Raw genomic sequence first — 19,264 nt, forward strand, 5'->3', positions numbered from 1 at the left:
TCGGGTCCGGGGTCCGGCTCGAATTCGGCTGCGGGGCCGATTCCGGTCTCGGGTTCGGGGATGGGTTCGGATGCGGGTTCTGGGTCGGGCTCGGATTCGGCTGCGGGGCCGGGTCCGGTCTCGGGTTCGGGGTCGGATGGGGGTTCGGGGGTGGGACCGAGTCTGGGCTCGGATTCGGGTGCGGGTGATTGTGCGGTTGTCAGCTCGGCTTCCTTGAGCGGTCCTTGAGGCGGTCTCGCCGCACGGCGAGCCGCCGTGCGGCGCGGTCGAGGCCGGGAGCCGGACCTCCACCGTCGAGGTGCGCGGCCAGCGCGCGGATAGTCGGGTGGCGGAACAGGTCCACGATCGGGATCTCCCGGCCGAGGGCCGAGCCCAGGCGGGCCTGGACGGCGGCGATCGCCAGCGAGTGGCCGCCGATCTCGAAGAAGTTGTCGGCCGCGCCCACCCGAGGCACGCCGAGCACGGCCCGCCACACCTCGGCCACGGCCCGCTCGGTCGGGCCGGACACCTCGCCGCCCGCCTCGCCCCCCGGCCGGGACGCGGGCGGGCGCAGCGCGGCGCGGTCGACCTTGCCGTTGGGGGTGAGCGGCAGCGTGGGGACCACGATCACCTCGGCGGGCACCGCGTGCTCGGGCAGTACCGCGCGCAGGTGGTCGAGCAGCCTCGGCGCGGCCAGCCCGGGCCTGCGGGGCACCGCGTAGGCGTGCAGCACCGTCTCGCGCCGCTCGTCCCGGTCGGCCACCGCGGCGGCGGCGCGGACCTCGGGGTGGGCGGACAGCGCCGCCTCCACCTCCCCGAGCTCCACCCGGAAGCCGCGGATCTTCACCTGGTCGTCGCGCCGCCCGGCGATCGTCACCGTCCCGTCGGGGTTGAGACGGCCGAGGTCGCCGGTGGCGAAGGCGTCCCCGGTGAAGCGGAGCCGGGTGAGCCCGGCGTCGAGGTAGCCGGTCGCCAGGTTGGCGCTGCGCACGACCACCTCGCCCAGCTCGCCCACCCCGGCCCGGCCGCCGTGCTCGCCGACCACGACCAGCTCGCTGCCCTCGATGCCGCGCCCCGCCGGGACGGGTTCCGCGCTCTCGCGCACCCCGGCGGGGATCTCGTGCCAGGCGTGGGCCTGCGGTGTCTCGGTGGTGCCGTAGAAGGCCACCAGCCGGGCGGCCGGGACCAGGCGGCGCAGCCGCGCGGCGTCGGCGTGGGTGAGCCGGTCGCCGCCGGTCGCGGCCAGCCGGACCCCGGGCAGCACCGCGCCGGTCCCGCAGAGCATCCTGGCCAGCTGCGGGGTCAGGTGCAGTACGGTGACGCGGTGCTCGCGCAGCCACGCGACGAGCCGGACGGGGTCGCGGAGCAGTTCCCGTTCCGGCACGCACAGCCGGGCGCCGGTGGCGAGCGGCACGAACACGTCGCGCAGCGCGGGGTCGTGCGCCAGGCCCGACAGCAGGGCGAAGCGGTCGGCCGGGGTCACCGCGAAGGTCGCCGCGTACCAGGCGACGAAGTGCGCGAGCGGCCCCTCACCGGTCACCACCGGCTTGGGGTCGCCGGTGGTCCCCGAGGTGAGCGACAGGTATCCCCGCTCCGGATGCGGCTCCCACGGCGCCGCGCCGGTCCGCTTCTCCCGAAGCCCCGTCTCGGGGGACCCCGTCTCCGACAGCCCCGTCCCGTCCGGCAGTGTCTCCGAGAGCCCTGTCCCGACCGGCCCGTTCTCTAACAGCCCGTTCTCTGACGGTTCGTTCTCCGAGAGACCGTTCTCCGACGGCCCGGTCTCCGGGAGTGTGATCTCCGGGAGGCCCGGCAGCGGGGGCGCGCCCGGGCAGCGCAACGCCGCCACGGCCCCGGCGGCGGCGGCCTGGCGGGCCAGCACCGGCGCCGGGTGCGTCGGGTCGAGGATCACCCAGCGGGCCCCGGTGGCGAGCACCCCCAGCAGCAGCCCGGGAAGCTCGGGGACCCGCGCGGCGAGCACCGCGACCGCCTGGCCGGGCTCCACCCCGGCCGCGCGCAGCGCCGAGGTCGTGCGGTGGCGCAGCGCGGTGAGCTCCGCGTGCCCGAGGACCCGCCCCGCGCCCTCCACCACGACGTCGCCGTGCAGGGTGTCCAGCGGCCCGGGACCGTCCCAGACCGGCAGCGCGGCGGGCGGCTCCTGCGGGGCCAGCCGGGCCCCGCCCGCCGCCCCCGCCGGATCGGCGAGCAGGTCCCCCAGCAGGTGCGCGTAACCGGCCAGCAGGGCGTCCATCCTGGCGGCGGAGAACAGGTCGGGGTTGTAGACGAGCTGCAGGACATATCCGTCGCCGCCGTCACCGCGCTCGCTGACGTACATCGTCAGGTCGAACAGCGCGCCCGGCAGCCCGGCGGGCAGCGGCTCGGTCACGCAGCCCGGCAGGTCCAGCTTGGGCTCGGCGAAGTTGTACATGTTGAACAGCACCTGCGTCACCGGGTTGCGCCCCAGGTCGCGCGGGACGCGCAGCGCCTCCACGACGCGCTCCAGCGGCACGTCGCCGTGCGAGACGACCTCGGCGAGCTCGTCGCGGCAGCGGGTCACGTGCTCCTCGAACGACGCCTCGGGGTCCTGGCGCAGCCGCAGCGGCAGCATCCGCACGCACATGCCGATCAGCGACTCGAACGCGACGTGCCCCCGGTCGGCGTACGGGGTGCCGACGAGCAGGTCCCGCTGCCCGGACAGCCGGGCGAGCAGCTGCGCGAACGCGGCCAGCAGCACCGGGTACGGGGTGACCCCCAGCCGGACCGCGAGCCTCCTGACACGGTCTCCGGTCTCGCCGTCAATCTCCGCTGTTCGGAGCGCTCCAAAAAAAGTTTGCACAGGTGGGCGGGGGGTGTCCCTGGGCAGGTCGAGCACCATGGGGGCGTCCCTCAGGTGCTCGCGCCACCACTCGACCCCGTCGCCGTCCGCGCGCTCCCTCGCCCAGCGCGCGTAGTCGGCGAACGACCCGCCCGCGGGGCCCTGCGGGTCGCCGCGGTAGGCGGCGCTCAGGTCCCGGTGGAAGACGTCCTGGGACCAGCCGTCGAAGACGATGTGGTGCGCGGTCACCGCGAGCACGTGGTCGTCCTCGGCCAGCCGGATCAGCCTGGCCCGCAGCAGCGGGTCGCGCGCCAGGTCGAACCGCGTCCGAGCCTCCGTCTCCAGCGCCTTCTCCAGCGCGGCCTCGGGGTGGGGGAGCGCCGAGAGGTCGTCGAGCGGGAGCGGCACCTCGCCGGGCGGGACCACCGTTACGTGGGGCACGCCGTCGCGGGAGGCGATCCGCCAGCGCAGCGTCTCGTGCGCGGCGACCACGGACTCCAGGGCGCTTCGCAGCGCGCCGTGGTCCAGCGGGCCGCGTACGCGTTCGGCCATCGCGATGTTGTGCGCGGGGGTCTCGGGGGCGAGCCGTTCCACGAACCACATGCGCCGTTGCGCGGGCGACAGCGACGGAGGCTCGCCGGACACGGCGCCCTCCGAGGGCGAGGCGTCCCGCGCGGGGGCGTTCCCGACACCGGAGGAGCGTGCGGGGGCCTTCTCGACACCGGAGGAGAGGGCGCCGTAGGTGCGGGCCGCGTAGACGTCCTCGACCGAGATGTCCCGGCCGAGCTCCGCCCTGATGGCCGACACCAGGCGCATCGCCCGCAGCGAGTGCCCGCCGCGCTCGAAGAAGTCGTCGTCGGGGCCGGGGGCGGGGGCGTCGAGCACCCGCGCCCAGATCCCCGCCAGTCCCGAGGCCCCGGTCGCGTCCCCGTTCCCTGCCGTCTCCCCGTCAGTGTCCCCGGACGTCCCGGAGGCGTCCCCGGGGAGCGCGCGCAGGGCGGCGAGGTCGACCTTGCCGGAGGCATTCAGCGGCAGGAAGGGGACGCGCACCACGCGGGTGGGCAGCATGTAGACCGGCAGCCGCCCGGCGCAGTGCACCCGCAGGGCCGCCAGCCCCGGCGCGTCCAGCGGCGCGACGTAGGCGACCAGCTCGCCGGGGGCGTCGACCACCGCCTGCGTCACCTCGGGGTGGGCCCGCACCACCGACTCGACCTCGCCGATCTCGACCCGCTGTCCCTGGATCTTCACCTGACGGTCCAGCCGTCCCATGAAGGCGATCCGGCCGTCCTCCTGCCAGGCGACGTGGTCGCCGGTGCGGTAGAGGCGCGCCCCGGGCAGCGAGCCGGGCAGGGCGTCGAACGGGTCGGGGACGAACCTCTCGGCCGTCATGCCGGGCAGGCCCAGGTAGCCGCGGCTCACCTGGGGCCCGCCGATGTACAGCTCGCCGGGGACGCCGACGGGGCACTCGCGCATGTCCTCGTCCAGGACGTGCGCGCGGCAGCCGCGCAGGGGGTACCCGATCGGCAGCGACCGCTCCCAGGTCCCCGACAGCTCGGTGCCGACCACGCAGACGGTGGTCTCCGTGGGGCCGTACCAGTTGTGGAAGCGGGTGTGCGCCGACCAGCGGGCCACCTGCTCGGGGCCCGGCGGCTCACCGGCCGTGATCAGGTCGCGCAGGTGCGGCAGCCGGGCCGGGTCGACCAGCGGCAGCAGGGCGGGCGGGACGAACCCCCAGGTGACGTCGTGCGCCTCCAGGAACCGCTGCAGGCGGGCCGGGTCGGTCCTGTCCTCGTCCGGCACCAGCTGCACGCAGCCGCCCACGGTGAGCGGCGCGAGCATGTCGAGCACCGAGACGTCGAACCCGAGCGCGGAGAACGCGATCGACCGGCAGGTGCCGTCCAGGCCGAAGTGGGCCGCCGCGGCCGAGGCGAACGCGACCGCGGACGCGTGGCTCACGACGACGCCCTTGGGCCGGCCGGTCGATCCGGACGTGTACAGGACGTAGGCGGCGTTCCCCGGCAGCGCAGGGCCGCCGACGACCTCGCCGGCGATCCCGCCGGTGTGCTCCGCCGCGATTTCGGTCACGCTCCCGGCCGGGATTCCGGTGGCGGTTCCGGCGTGGGTTTCGGACACGGTTCCGGTCGCGGAGCCCGTTTCCGGCTCGACCAGGGGACGCCCGCACCCGTCCAGCAGCATGCGGCCGTGACCGTCGGCCACGACTACCGCGACGCTCGCGTCGTCGAGCACCTCGTCAAGTCGCCTGCGCGGGTGCGCCGGGTCGAGGGGGACGTACGCGCCGCCCGCCATCATGATGCCGAGGACGGCGACGGTCATCAGCGGCGTGCGCCTGGCACAGAGCCCGACCCGGTCCTCGGGACCCACCCCGAGAGCGCGTAGCCGCAGCGCAAGCGCGGTGGCGGCGCCGATCAGCTCGCGGTAGGTGAGGCTGTTCCCCCACTGTCGGACCGCCGGCGCGGAGGGCGTCCGCGCCGCCTGGTCGGCGACGAGATCGCACAGCAGCGCGTCCGGGGCGATGTGGGATGGTCCGGCCGTCCAGGCGGCGGGAGCGGGGGCCGTCGGCGGCGCCGGTGGAGTTGACGACGGACCGTGCAACGAGGCGGACGACGAGTCCCCCCGCATCGCTTCGAGCATTCACCCCCCATAGCCCTAAACAGGGTTTATGCCCTGTCAAGTATTCACAAGCGATAAGCCAGATCATTCCTATTATTTGTGCCATCGGCAGTCAAGGATTGAAAGTTAAACGTGTGTCGGAATGCCGGTTTCGGCCGCACGGGAAGATCGTCGGTCGTTCTCACGCTCCGACATCGCCGCAGTTCACGGCGATATCGTGAACGGAAGGTGACCTGCCGCTTCCCTGCGTCGCAAGTCGTCTCACTCTGTGGACACCGAATGTGGCCGGAGGCTACCAAGAGCAAGTGTCCAAAATGCCAATTTCGGTCTTAGTTCACCGCGCTGTCATTTCGGTCGTACTCTCCGGCGATCCGCTCGGCCTCCTCGTCCGTGAGCCGGTCGATCTCCGCGGCCAGGCACTCCTCCACCACCAGCGCCAGCCCGCGGACCGAGCGCGTGGTGAACAGGGCGTTGAGCGGCAGGTCGACGCCCACGGCCGAGCAGATCCTGGCGACGACCTTGGTACCGAGCAGCGAGTGCCCGCCGACGTCGAAGAAGTCGTCGTCGATCCCGATGCCGTTCCTGCCCAGCACCTCGCACCAGATCTCGTGCACCAGCTCCTCACTCGCGGTGACCGGCCCGGCGGGCGCCGCCCGGGTCTCCTCCTCGGCGGGGGAGGGCAGCGAGGCGCGATCGAGCTTGCCGTTGGGCAGCCGGGGGAAGTCCCGCACCGGCACGAAGAGGCTCGGCACCATCGTGGCGGGCAGCCGCGACGCCAGGAACGCCCGCAGCTCCCCGGCCGTCACCTCCCCGGCCGCCGTCTCTGCGGCCGCTGTCTCCCCGGCCGCCGTCTCCCCGGCCGCTGTCTCCCCGGCCGCCGTCTTTCCGGTCACCGTCTCCGAGCCCGTTCCCGCACCCGCATCCACACCCACGCCCACACCCGCGCCCGCATCCGCACCCGCGCCCGTGTCCACGTACGCGACCAGTGCCCGCCCGCCGGGTGCGTCGTCCCTGACCGCGGCGACCGCCCGCCGCACGCCCGGGTGCGCCGCCAGCGCCGCCTCCACCTCGCCCAGCTCGATCCGCACCCCTCGCACCTTCACCTGCTCGTCCGCGCGCCCGAGGAACTCCAGCGTCCCGTCGGGCAGCCGCCGGACCAGGTCGCCCGTCCGGTAGAGACGCCCGCCCCGGCCGAACGGGTCGGGGACGAACCGCTCGGCCGTCAGGCCCGGCCGTCCCCGGTAGCCGCGGGCGACCCCGTCACCGCCCAGGAACAGCTCCCCGGCGACCCCGGCCGGAACCGGCTCCATCGCCTCGTCCAGCACGTACGCGGTGGTGTTCGCGACCGGCATCCCGATCGACATCGACCCCACGCCCTCCGGCACCCGGTGCGCCAGCGACCAGATCGTCGTCTCCGTGGGCCCGTAGAGGTTCCACAGCTCACCGGCGACCCGGTGGATCCGCCTGGCCAGCGACACCGGCAGCGGCTCCCCGCCGCTGAACACGCGCGGCAGCCCGGCGGGCAGCCGCTCCAGGATCTCCTCCAGCACCGACGGCGGCGCCTGCACCGTCGTCACCCCCGCCTCCGCCACCAGCTCGCCCAGCCCGCCGTTGCCGTACGGGGGAGCCAGCACCACCGCGCCGCCCGCCGTGAGCGGGCCGAAGATCTCCAGCGCCGCGATGTCGAACGACAGCGAGGTCAGCAGCAGCATCCGCTCCCGCTCGGTGAACCCGAGCCCGGTGACCAGGTTCACCACCCCGCGGTGCGGCACCACCACCCCCTTGGGCACCCCCGTCGACCCCGAGGTGTAGATGACGTACGCCGGGGAGTCGGGGGAGACCGGGCCGGGGACGAACTCCGGCGTCCCATTCGTCCCGTTCGCCGGCAGCGCGTCCAGCAGGATCGCCGGGGGGTGGTCCGGCGGCAGCCGGTCCACCAGCGTCGAGCGGGTCAGCAGCAGCGGGCTGCCCGAGTCGGACAGCATGAACCCCAGCCGCTCCGCCGGGTACTCCGGATCCAGCGGCACGTAGCAGCCGCCCGTCTTCAGCACCGCCAGCAGCGCCACGATCAGCTCCGCGCTCCTCGGCAGGCACACCGCGACCGGCGTCTCGGCCCCCACCCCGCGCTCGCGCAGCCGCCGGGCCAGCGCGCCGGCCCGCTCCTCCAGCCGCCCGTAGGTGAGCGTCCCCTCGGCGGAGACGACCGCCGGGGCGTCCGGCGTCAGCTCCGCCCGCCCGGCGATCAGCTCGTGCAGGCAGCGTTCGGGGTAGGAGGCCTCGGGGCCGTGCCAGGAGGCGAGCAGCCGGGCCCGCTCCGGCCCGTCCATCAGCGGCAGCCGGGAGATCGGCGTCTCCGGGGCGTCGACGGCCGCGCCGAGCACCGTCAGGTACGCCGACACCAGGCGGCGGATCGTGTCCTCGTCGAACAGGTCCGTGCTGTACTCGACCCAGCCCTCCATCCTGCCGTCCGGGTTGTGCAGCTCCATGGTGAGGTCGGCCTTGGAGGTGCCGTTGCCGTACCGGCCGCGCCCGTCCACCGCGATCTGGTTGAACCCCACCTGGAACAGCGGCGTCCTGCCGGGGTCGCGGGGCGGGCTCACCGCCTCCACCAGCTTCGCGAACGGCACGTTCTGGTGGTCGAACGCCTCCAGCACGGTCGTGCGGACCCGGTCCAGCGCCTCGCCGAACGCGGGGTCGCCGCCCAGGTCGGTACGGAGCGGCAGGGTGTTGACGAACATGCCGATCAGCGCGTCCAGCTCCGGCAGCTCCCGCCCGGCGACGGGGGAGCCCACCACGACGTCGGTCCGCCCGCTCCAGCGCGCCAGCAGCACCGAGAACGCCGTGAGCAGCACCGTGAACGGCGTGGTGCCCCGCAGCCTCGCCAGCGCGGCCACCCGCCCGGTCAGCTCCTCGGGCACCGCGAAGTCCAGCACCGCGCCCAGGTAGCTCATCTCCGCCGGGCGCGGCCGGTCGGACGGCAGCTCCAGCGGGACGCTCCCGCGCAGCCGCTCCCGCCAGTAGGCCAGGTCGCCGTCCAGCTCGCCGCCGCCCAGCCGGTCGCGCTGCCAGACCGCGTAGTCGGCGTACTGGATCGCGAGCTCGGGCAGCGCGGGCTCGCGGCCCTCGCGCAGCGCCCGGTAGACCTCGCTCAGCTCCCGCCACAGGATTCCGGCCGACCAGGCGTCGAAGACCGTGTGGTGCAGGACCAGCAGCAGCCGTTCCTCCCCGCCGCCCAGCGTGACCAGCCGCACCCGCCAGAGCGGGGCGCTGTCCATCCGGAACGGCCTGCGGGCCTCCTCGGCCGCGACCCGCTCGAACTCCTTCTCCGCCGCCTCGGGGGGCAGCCCGGACAGGTCGGTCCTCGCCACCGAGACCGGCACCCGGCCCGCGATCGTCTGCACCACCCGCTCGTCGCGCAGCTCGAACGCCGTCCGCATCGACTCGTGCCTGCCCGCGAGCACCTCCAGCGCCCGCTCCAGCAGGCCGGGGTCGATCGGCCGCAGAGCGGTCGCCTCCAAGCGGACGGGGATGTTGTAGACGGGCAGGTCCGGCAGGAGCTCGTGCAGGAACCAGATCCGCTCCTGGGCGAACGAAGCGGGAAAGACGTCCATTTACGCGTTCTCCTTCAGGCACTCGCGGAGCTGTTCAGCGATCACGGGCAGGGCGTCCGTCTCGCCCAGGGTGGCCAGCCAGTGCCACTGCTCCAGGGCGTGGCAGAGCCGGTAGAAGGCCAGGCGCTCCGGCCAGTCGTCCGGCAGGTCGCCGTACCCCTCCAGCAGGTACCGCCGCCGTTCCGCGTCACCCCTGACCGCGAAGTAGTCGGTCCGCGCCAGGTCCATCAGCGGGTCGCCGCCCAGCGCGTTCTCCATGTCGATCACCCCGGTCATCCGCAGCGGGCTCCCGGGCCCGTCCTCCCCGGCGACCATGACGTTGCGCTCGTGGAAGTCGTTGTGGCACAGCACGGGGGAGTCGCAGCGCGCCACCAGGTGGCGGTGGCGCGCGACGTACGCGGAGAGCTCCGCGTGCAGCTCCGCGTCCCCGCCGAACTCGGTGAACTGCGCCAGCCTCAGGTCCAGCTGCCCGCCCACGTACGCCTCGTTGGAGCCCTCCTGCGGCCCGTCGATCGGCCCGAACCTCTCCACCCGCACCCCGTGCACCGCCCGCAGCGTCCGGCCCATCTCCCGGTACAGGCCCGCGACCTCCCCGGCAGAGAGCCCGCCGGAGACCTCCGACAGCGGGCGCCCCGGCACCTTCGTCATCACCGCGTACGCGTGCGGCAGGTCGCGCCGCGAGACGTCCCAGTGCACCATCTCGGGACAGGAGGCGCCGCTGCCGCGCAGCAGCTCGTAGACGCGCGCCTCCTTGTGCAGCCGCGCCGCCAGCACGTCCGGGTAGATCTTCACGATGAGCTCGCGGTCGGCGCACCTCACCTCGTACACCGCGCTGATCTCCCCGCCGGTGCGCAGCACCACCTCCCGCACCTCCGCGTCCGGGTACGGGGTGCGCAGCACCGCCTTCGCGCGCTCCAGAGGCAGCGGCATCGTGATCGCCTTGGCGAACGCGGGGGCGGTCCAGGACACGCTCACCCGGTTGCCCGCCCGCTCCCGCAGGATCTGGGCCCCGACCAGGTCGTCGGCGGGGGCGTCCGGCATCTCGTCGTCGAACCGCGACAGCACCCGCGTGCGCATCGAGATCAGCACGTGCGCCGCGATGCCCAGGCCCAGCACGATGTACATGAGCGCCACGCCCCGGCCCGGACCGACACCGATCACCGCGCCCACCGTCGGCGCCAGCGCGCCGCCCTCGACCAGCAGCGGGTTGAGCAGCCGCTCGCCGAGCGGCGCGACCACCGCCATGCCGATCGGCAGCGTCGACCACGACACCATCTGGTTGAGCGACTGCACGCGGCCGTGGAAGCGCTGCGGCACCTTCGTGTGGATGATCGTCAGGAAGGTGCCGTTCACGATCGACAGGCAGCCCCACAGGCCGAACGCCCCGATCCCCACCACCCACGCGGTGGGCTGCAACCCGGTGATCACCGCGAACACCGACAGCCCCAGCGTCGCCAGCATCACCCCGCGCATCCGCCGCCGTCTCGGCCCGCCCCACAGCGCGATCACCATGCCGCCCAGCGTCCCGCCCAGGCCGCCGACGAAGGAGATCTGCCCGGCGACGGTCAGCGTGGAGAACGACAGCACCAGCGGGGTTATCGAGAGCAGCAGCGCCGCGAGCATCACGTTGAGCGTCGCGAAGTAGATCATCGCCGCCCGCAGGTGCCGGTTGCCGATCGACATCCGCAGCCCCTGCCTGATCTCCTTCGACAGGGGCTCCCTGGGCGAGTGCGCCATCGTGTCCGGGAAGCGGATCAGCAGCAGGGCGCCCAGCACGAGCGCGAAGCTCGCCACGTCGACCACGAGGATGCCGCCCAGGCCGATCGTGGAGAGCAGCGCGACGGCCACCAGCGGCGCCGCGAACTGCGCGGTGCCGATCACCATCTGCACCACCCCGGCCGCGTGTCCCATGTACTCCTTGGGGACGAGCTGGGGGAGCGCGGTGGTGAAGCCCAGCCGCTGGAAGATCAGCGCGATCGACAGGCACGCGGTCAGCGGGTAGATGTGCCAGATCTGCAGCGTGTCCGTCCAGAACAGGGCGCCCAGGACGAGCTGCGTGCCACCGGCCATGCAGTTGCCGAGGATCATCATCGAGCGGCGGCTCGACCGGTCCACGATCGCCCCGGCCAGCGGCGCGATCAGCACCCCCGGCATGATCGACAACGCCACGAACAGGGCGAAGTCCACCAGCGACCCGGTGGTCAGGTAGATCCACACCGGGATCGCGAAGTCCGTGATCGCGGTGCCCACCATCGACACCAGCTGGAACGCCGCCACCACCAGGAACCGCCGCAGACTGGGCGGCGGCGCCTTGATTTTCGTCCCGGTTTTAGCGGGTTTATTCCGTACGGGGGGCCGCCCGGGAGCGGGAGCCTTTTTCGCGAGGCCCGGAGCGGAGGCCTCCTTCGCGAGGTCCGGGGCGGAGGCCTTCTCTACGAGGTCCGGAGCGGAGGCCTCCTCCGCGAGATCCGGAGCGGGGGAGTCGACGGAGACCTCCTCGACCCACCAGCCCGCCCCCGGGCCCCGCGAGGGCCGGTCGAGCGTGCCCGCCGCGCCGTACCCCATCGCGATGTGCGTGTTGGTGAGGATCTCCGACAGCTCAGCAGCCCGATATTTCAGGAAATAGTGGCCTGCCTCGTCCAGGATCACCAGCGCCGTCGTGTCACTCAGGAAGTGCCACTCCCGGTAGCGCTCCTGGTAGTAATCGGTCGTCGGGTCCTGCTCGCCCACCACCGAGATGACCGGCGCCCGCAGCCGCTCCACGCGTTCGGCCAGCACCCGCGTGAAGATCTCCTCCGCGATCAGGGTGTCGCGCCGCTGGTTGCGCACCATGAACCGGACCTGCTCGTCGTCCAGCCCCGAGATGTCGGTGCCCATCGACTTCATCCGGTTCTCGTACACCCGGTCGCCGCGCAGCCGGTCGTAGCGCGTCAGCCGCGCCAGCGGCCCGGCGATCCGGCCCCGGGGCCTGGCGAACGGGAAGATCGCCCCGATGTACACCGCCTCCAGCGCGCGGCCCCGCTCCTCCAGACGGCGCGCCACCTCCACCACCAGCGCGCCGCCGATGCCGCAGTGCCCGTACAGGGCGAGGGGGCCCTCGACGTTCTCCAGGATCTCGGTCACGCACAGGTCCGCGACCTCGTCGATCGGCCTGGTCTCCTCGTCCGGCAACCCGGGGTCGTGGCCGGGGAAGGCGAGCGCGTGCAGCGAGCACCCGTCGGGCAGCGCGTCGGCCAGCGGCTGGAAGATCAGCGGGCTGCCGCCGCCGTACGGGATGCACACGTACGTCATCAGCGCGGGCCCCGGCCTGGTCAGCTCGTACAGCAGGCTCCTCGGCCCCGCGGGACCCGCGGGCCGCTCCACCAGGGCCGCCAGCTCGCGCACCGTGGGGTGCTTGAACAGGTCCATCACCCCGACCGCGCGCCCCCCGACCACCGGCAGCGCCTTGCGCATCCGCGCCACCGCCTGGATCGCGACCAGCGAGTGGCCGCCCAGCTCGAAGAAGTCGCCGTCGGCGCCGACCGACTCCACCTCCAGCAGCTCCCGCCAGATCTCGGCGATCGCCCGCTCCACCGGCGTCCGGGGCTCGGCCCCCGGCCCGGCCGCCTCGGCGCTCCGCCGCTCCGGCGCGGGCAGCGCCTTGCGGTCCAGCTTGCCATTCGGGCTCAGCGGCAGCGCGTCCAGTACCACGAACGCCGACGGCACCATGTGGTCGGGCAGCGTCACCTTCGACGCCCGCCGCAGCTCCGCCCCGTCGAGCGCGTTCCCGGCCGCGCGCGCGTTTCCGTTCCCGGCCGCGTTCCCGTTCCCGTTCGCGCCCGTGTTCGCGCCCGTGTTCGCGCCCGGCGTCGTGCCCGTGTTCGTGCCGGTGTCCGCGGGGACCACGTACGCGACCAGCCGCCTGTCGCCCGGCGCGCCGTCCTCCCGGACCGTCACCACCGCCTCGCGCACCCCCGCGAGCCCGCGCAGCACCGCCTCGATCTCGCCCAGCTCGATCCGCTGCCCGCGGATCTTCACCTGGTGGTCGATCCGCCCCAGGAACTCGATCGCGCCGTCGCGGCGGAGCCGTACCAGGTCACCCGTCCGGTACAGGCGCGCCCCGGCCGTCCCGAACGGGTCGGGCACGAACCGCTCCGCCGTCAGTCCCGGCCGGGCGTGGTAGCCCATCGCCACCTGCGCCCCGCCGATGTGCAGCTCGCCGGGGACCCCGAAGGGCACCGGCCGCAGGTGCCGGTCCAGCACGTACAGCGAGGTGTTCTCCACCGGGTGCCCGATCGGCACCGTCGCGTCACCCGGGCGGCACCGCCACAGGCTCACGTCGATCGCGGCCTCCGTCGGCCCGTACAGGTTGAACAGCCCCGTCCCCGGCAGCCGCCCGAAGAACCGCTCGGCCACGTGCGCGGTGAGCTCCTCGCCGCTGCACACCACCCGGCGCAGCGACCCGCACGCCTCGACGCCCTCCTCCTCCAGGAACGCCGCCAGCATCGACGGGACGAAGTGCGCGGTCGTCACCCCCCGGTCCACGATCAGGTCCCGCAGGTACGCCGCGTCCCGGTGCCCGCCCGGACGGGCGAGCACCAGCCGCGCGCCCGTCACCAGCGGCCAGAAGAACTCCCACACCGACACGTCGAAGCCCGCCGGGGTCTTCTGCACCACCACGTCGTCGCCGGTCAGCCCGTAGACGTCCTGCATCCAGCCCAGCCGGTTGCGGATGCCCCCGTGCGTGTTGGGCACCCCCTTGGGCCGTCCCGTCGACCCGGAGGTGTAGATCATGTATGCCGCGTCGGCCGACGTCGCCGACGGCTCCGGGGGAGTGTCCGGCCCGTCCAGCGGATCGTCCAGCACCACCGTCACCACCCGGCCGCCCCGGGGCACCTCCCCGGCCGCGCCCATGACCGCACCCGCACCCGCGCCCATGACCGCACCCGCGCCCATGACCGCATCCGCACCCGGATCCGCGCCCGCGCCCGTGACCGCACCCGCGCCCGTGACCGTGTCCCGCAGGTCTTCGGGGAGCACGTCGAGCACCGCCCGCTGCGCCAGCAGCACCGGCGCCGCCGCGTCGGCCAGCATGAACGCGAGCCGCTCCGGCGGGTACTCCGGGTCCAGCGGCACGTACGCGCCCCCGGCCTTCACCACCCCCAGCAACGCCACCACCAGCTCGACCGACCGTTCCGCGCACACCGCCACCAGGGCGCCCGGCCCCACTCCCAGCCCCCGCAACCGGTGCGCGAGCCGGTTGGCCCGCGTCTCCAGTTCCGCGTACGTCAGGCGCTCGTCCTCGAACTCCAGCGCCACCGCCCGAGGTGTCCTCGCCACCTGCGCCTCGAACATCCCGCCCAGCGTCGCCCCGTCCGCGTACGGCTCGCCGGGACCCGCCGCGCACGCCAGCACCCGCTCCCGCTCCCCGGCGGGAAGGACGTCCAGCTCCGAGATCCGCGCGGCCGGGGCCGCCACCACCGCCCGCAGCAGCGTCTCCAGCTGCGCGGCCATCCCCTCGACCGTGGCCGCGTCGAACAGGTCGCGGTTGTAGACGAACAGCCCGCCCATCCCGTCCGGCTGCTCGCTCAGGAACAGCTCCAGGTCGAAACGCGTCGCCCTCGCCTCGAACAGGCACGGCTCCACCGACAGGCCGGGCCAGCGCGTCCCCTCCCTGCGCCCATAGCTCTGCAGCGCGAAGACCGCCTGGAACACCGGCGACCTGCTCACGTCCCGCTCGATGCCCAGCTCGCCGACCAGCTGCTCGAACGGCAGCTCCTGGTGCTCGTACGCCTCCGTCGTGGTCCGCCTGACCCGCTCCAGCAACTCCAGGAACCCCGGGTCGCCCGACAGGTCCGCGCGCATCGCCAGCACGTTCACGAACATGCCGATCGCGCCCTCCAGCTCCCGCCGGGGACGCCCGCCCACCGGGGAGCCGACCGCGAAGTCGTCCTGGCGCGCGTACCGGCCCAGCAGCACCTGGTACGCCGCCAGCAACACCATGTAGAGGGTCGTGCCGGACTCGCGCGCCAGCCGCGTCAGCCCCTCCAGCAGGTCCCGTCCCATGTCGAAACCGTGCGAGGCCCCCGCGAACGTCTGCTCGCCCCGGCGCCGCCCGTCCAGGGGCAGCTCCAGCGGGACCACCCCGGCCAGCCGCGAGCGCCAGTACGACAGACCGGCCTCGGAGACGGGCCGGTCCCGCTGCCACAGCGCGTAGTCGCCGTACTGCACCGGCGGCTCGGGAAGCTCCGTCCCCGCGTAACAGGCCCCCAGCTCCTCGGCGAGGATGTCGGTGGACCAGCCGTCACCGCAGATGTGGTGCAGCGCCACCAGCAACACATGATCCTCGGCGCTCCCGGTGTCCCCGGCACGCCCGGCATCCACGACGTCCCTGGGGCTCCCGCCGCCCACCCGTACCAGCAGCGTCCGCAGCAGCGGTCCCCGCGCCAGGTCGAACGGCAGCGCCGCCGCGTCGCTCACCAGCCGTATCGCCGACCGCTCGCCGTCCGCCTCCGCCCTCTCCAGCGGAACCTCGACCCGCTCCTCCACCACCGCCGTCGGACGCCCGTCCTCGTCGGCGGGGAAGCGCGTCCGCAGGCTCTCGTGCCTGGCGACCACCGTCCCGATCGCCCGCTCCAGCGCCGCGACGTCCAGCGGTCCGGTCAGCCGCAACGTCATCGGGATCGTGTACGCGGCGGTGCCGGGAGCGAACTGGTCCATGAACCACAGCCGCTCCTGCCCGAACGACAGCGGAGCGTCCCGTCCCGGCGGTCGCCGGGGGATCGTGAACACCGGATCCGGCACGCGACGGCGCAGCCGTTTCTCCAGCAGTGCTCGCTTGGCGTCGGAAAGCTGTGTGCTGCTTAGGGACTGGCCAGGCGAGGACGTCACACGTGTCTCACTTTCGGCAGGGGGCTGAGACGCGCTCCGCGGCCGGGGAACGCGCCAGGTGTCTCCTGGACCGCTTACCTTTCATCAGGATTAATGACATTCATACATATCTGTCTGACCGAGTCGAGATCAACAACACACCCCGATTACCCGCGAGTATCGGCCTCCTCGTACTCCCACGTCCGCAACACCATCGACCGTCCCTTCTCCTCAGAGGGGACGGGCGGCGCGTCCGTCAGGCGGTATCCCGCCGCGCGGGCCACCGCCACGCTCGCCGCGTTGCCGGCCTCGATCTCCAGCAGTAGCCGGGACACCCCCACCGTCTTCCTGGCGAACTCCGTCATCACCCGCACCGCGCCGGAGGCCAGCCCCCGCCCCCGGTAGGCGGCTCCCAGCCCGTAGCCGATCTCCGCGACGTCCAGGCCCAGCCCGCTCAGCATCAGCAGCACCTCGCCCGCGGGCTCGCCCCCGTCCACGGTGATCGCCAGCTGCACCCGCTCCCCGGCCGCCCGCCGCCGCCGGGCCCGCTCCAGGTAGACCCGCGCCGCCTCCGGGTCGAACGGCGAGGCCAGCGGCGTCCAGTACGCGACCTCGGGGTCGTCGAACAGCCCCACCATGGCCGGCAGGTCGCCGTCCTCCCACTCGCGCAGCACCACCCCGTGCCCGCTCAGCCTCACCCGCTCGGGAAGGCACACCCGCCCGACACCGAGATCGCCCCGCTCCGTCCGGCCGTCGCCCGCAGCTCCCACGCCGCCACCTCCCGATACCCCGCTTCACGCCACTTCCGAGCAACCTACTCCGCTCGCGGAGCCGCCATTCGTGCCTTGGTGTCCGGAGTCACCACAAGCTTCGGCCACCTGCCGGTCCACGTCGGTCCACGTCGGTCCACGGGGCCGGGTACGGGGAGCACGGCCGACGGTTTCACAGGAATGCGCGAGGACGCGCGGGGCCACCGGTCGCGTACATGTCGTGCGGGAGATGGCGGGAGACGGCGGAAGGCGCCTAGATCAGCCGATCCCGGACCGATCGGCTCGAAGGATGGTGCCCCGAGTGGGATTCGAACCCACACTGAATGGATTTTGAATCCATCGACTCTGCCGTTGGTCTATCGGGGCGTTTTCCGTCATTTGTCCGGATCTTGGGCGCCGGGTAAGAGCTTACCTAGAAGTAGATCACTCTCGGGCACCGGCGTGGTCCCAATCTAGCGGACGTCGGTACTCTCTTGCTCGTGAGTACGCAGCGGCGAGTGGTGATCGCGGAAGACGAGGCGCTGATCCGCCTCGACCTCAAGGAGATGCTGGAGGAGGAGGGGTATGCGGTCGTCGCGGAGGCCGGGGACGGGGAGTCCGCGGTCAAGCTGGCGATGGAGCAGCGGCCGGATCTGGTGATCCTGGATGTGAAGATGCCCATCCTGGACGGGATCTCGGCGGCCGAGCAGATCGTGTCGCAGCGGATCGCGCCGTGTCTCATCCTCACGGCCTTCTCGCAGCGCGACCTGGTCGAGCGGGCGAGGGACGCCGGCGCGATGGCGTACCTGGTGAAGCCGTTCACGAAGTCGGACCTGGTCCCGGCGATCGAGATGGCGGTCAGCAGGCACCAGGAGATCGCCGCGCTGGAGCGGGAGGTCGGGACGCTCTCGGAGCGGCTGGAGACGCGCAAGCTGGTGGAGCGGGCCAAGGGCCTGCTGATGGAGCGGCACGGGTGGAGCGAGCCGCAGGCGTTCCGCTGGATCCAGAAGGCCTCGATGGACCGCCGGCTGAGCATGCGGCAGGTGGCGCAGATCGTGGTCGCGGACGGGGCGGAGCCCGAGGTAGAGGCCCCGGAGGCCCCGGAGGGCTGATCGGGGTCCTTGGCTCCTTGGGGGCCGTGCCTACGGGGTGCGTTCCGAGGGCGCGGCGCGGGCTCCCGGGCGGTCGAAGTGATCCCTGTGGAGGCCGTAAGGTTGCCAGTGACCACGGCTTTTGTATCTGATAGCCGAAAAGGATCGGTGTTATAACGAAGCGGTAACGGTGGGCCGTCCTGTATCGACCCGTGACATCCGCTAGCTGTACTAACCGACACAACCCCTGGCCACCCGCCAGGGAAGAGCTCTGTGAACTCGGTCCTGACGAAGGGCCGGGCGAAAGGAAGGCAACCTTGCGGCCTAAGACTGCACGCCTCGGTGGAGTGCTTGCCGCCGGTGTGGCGCTCTCCCTTGTCCTCGCCGCCTGCGGCGAGAGCGGCACCGGGACCACGGCGGAAGGCGGCAACACGGCCGCGGCTCCGACCACTTTGAAGATCGGTTTCATCGGCGACCTGACCGGCGACAACGCCGCCATCGTCATTCCGCCGAGGAACGGCGCGCAGCTTGCGATCGACGAGTACAACGCGACCAACCCCAAGGTCAAGGTTGAACTCATTCCCTATGACTCGAAGGCCGACCCGAGCACCGCGGCCAACCTCGCCAAGACCGCCATCCAGCAGGACAAGGTCGTCGGCATCATCGGCCCGGCGTTCTCCGGTGAGTCGCAGCAGGTGCAGCCGATCCTGGAAGAGGCCAAGGTCCCGAACATCTCGCCGTCGGCGACCCGTACGGCGCTGGCCGACGCGGGGATGAAGTACTGGCACCGTGTCGTCGCCAATGACGATGTTCAGGGGCCGGCCGCCGCGGAGTTCGTGGCGCGCGCCGTAGCTCCGAAGAAGGCGTTCGTCATCGACGACAAGTCGCCGTATGGTCAGGGCCTCGCCCAGGCCGTCACCAAGGCGCTCCAGGGCAAGAGCGAGGTCCAGGGTGACTCGTTCGAGGCCACCGCGACGGACTTCTCCTCCACGGTTAACAAGGTCGCGGCGTTCAACCCCGACTTCATCTTCTTCGGTGGTTACTACGCCCAGGCCGGCCCGCTGATCAAGCAGCTTCGGGACAAGGGCGTGAAGGCCCGGGTCATGTCCGGTGACGGTTCGCTGCACACCAACCTCATCGAGGGCGCTGGCACCGAGCAGGCCGAGGGGACTCTGCTCTCCTGCCCGTGCAAGATCGCCTACGCGTGGGCGGAAGCCGACGCCAACTCCAAGAAGTTCACCGAGACTTTCAAATCGAAGTTCTCGGGTCAGCTCCCCGAGATCTATGCCACCGAGGGGTACGACGCGGCTACCGCGTTCCTCAAGGCGATCGGCGAGGGCAAGGTCACGACCGAGGACATCAACAACTACCTCAAGACGGCCGACTTCACGGGTCTCGGCAAGCAGATCAAGTTCACCGAGAAGGGTGAGGTGGCCGACACCAGCGTCTACATCTACCAGGTAAAGGACGGCCAGGTCGTCTCCGTGGGTGACGCCAAGGACGCGGCGCTCAGCTAGTCCGTCCTGGACTTGCCGGTCATCG

At 72.6% G+C, this 19,264-nt stretch carries 6 protein-coding genes and 1 tRNA gene; 2 read left to right on the forward strand and 5 right to left on the reverse strand.

The genetic code is table 11. The features are described 5' to 3' along the window. Positions 1 to 199: 199 nt before the first annotated feature. The 5 genes from ABT053_RS03395 to ABT053_RS03415 all read right to left on the reverse strand — a co-directional run bounded on the left by ABT053_RS03395 (position 200) and on the right by ABT053_RS03415 (position 17,018). Positions 200 to 5,443 (reverse strand): non-ribosomal peptide synthetase, encoded by a 5,244-nt coding sequence (locus ABT053_RS03395; RefSeq protein WP_350967223.1) that lies wholly within the window; start codon positions 5,441 to 5,443, stop codon positions 200 to 202. Positions 5,444 to 5,751: 308 nt separating this feature from the next. Next, entirely contained in the window at positions 5,752 to 9,033 is a 3,282-nt protein-coding gene (locus ABT053_RS03400; protein ID WP_350967224.1) for a non-ribosomal peptide synthetase, read from the reverse strand. Further along, positions 9,034 to 15,903, reverse strand: coding sequence for a non-ribosomal peptide synthetase (locus ABT053_RS03405; RefSeq protein ID WP_350967225.1), 6,870 nt, complete (start codon positions 15,901 to 15,903; stop codon positions 9,034 to 9,036). It abuts the gene before it with no gap. A gap of 146 nt (positions 15,904 to 16,049) precedes the next feature. Beyond that, a complete protein-coding gene (locus ABT053_RS03410; RefSeq protein ID WP_350967226.1) occupies positions 16,050 to 16,652 on the reverse strand; it encodes a GNAT family N-acetyltransferase in 603 nt (200 codons plus the stop codon). 290 nt (positions 16,653 to 16,942) lie between these two features. Continuing rightward, positions 16,943 to 17,018, reverse strand: a tRNA-Leu gene (locus tag ABT053_RS03415). Between the two features lie 113 nt (positions 17,019 to 17,131). On the opposite strand from ABT053_RS03415, the gene ABT053_RS03420 reads away from it, so the two are divergent. Beyond that, a complete protein-coding gene (locus tag ABT053_RS03420) occupies positions 17,132 to 17,743 on the forward strand; it encodes an ANTAR domain-containing response regulator (RefSeq protein WP_350967227.1) in 612 nt (203 codons plus the stop codon). A gap of 341 nt (positions 17,744 to 18,084) precedes the next feature. Further along, on the forward strand, positions 18,085 to 19,239 hold the full coding sequence (locus ABT053_RS03425; RefSeq protein WP_350967228.1) for a branched-chain amino acid ABC transporter substrate-binding protein: 1,155 nt from the start codon (positions 18,085 to 18,087) through the stop codon (positions 19,237 to 19,239). Positions 19,240 to 19,264: the final 25 nt, after the last annotated feature.

It is taken from the genome of Streptosporangium sp. NPDC002524 (genome assembly GCF_040295985.1).
GTDB lineage: Bacteria > Actinomycetota > Actinomycetes > Streptosporangiales > Streptosporangiaceae > Streptosporangium.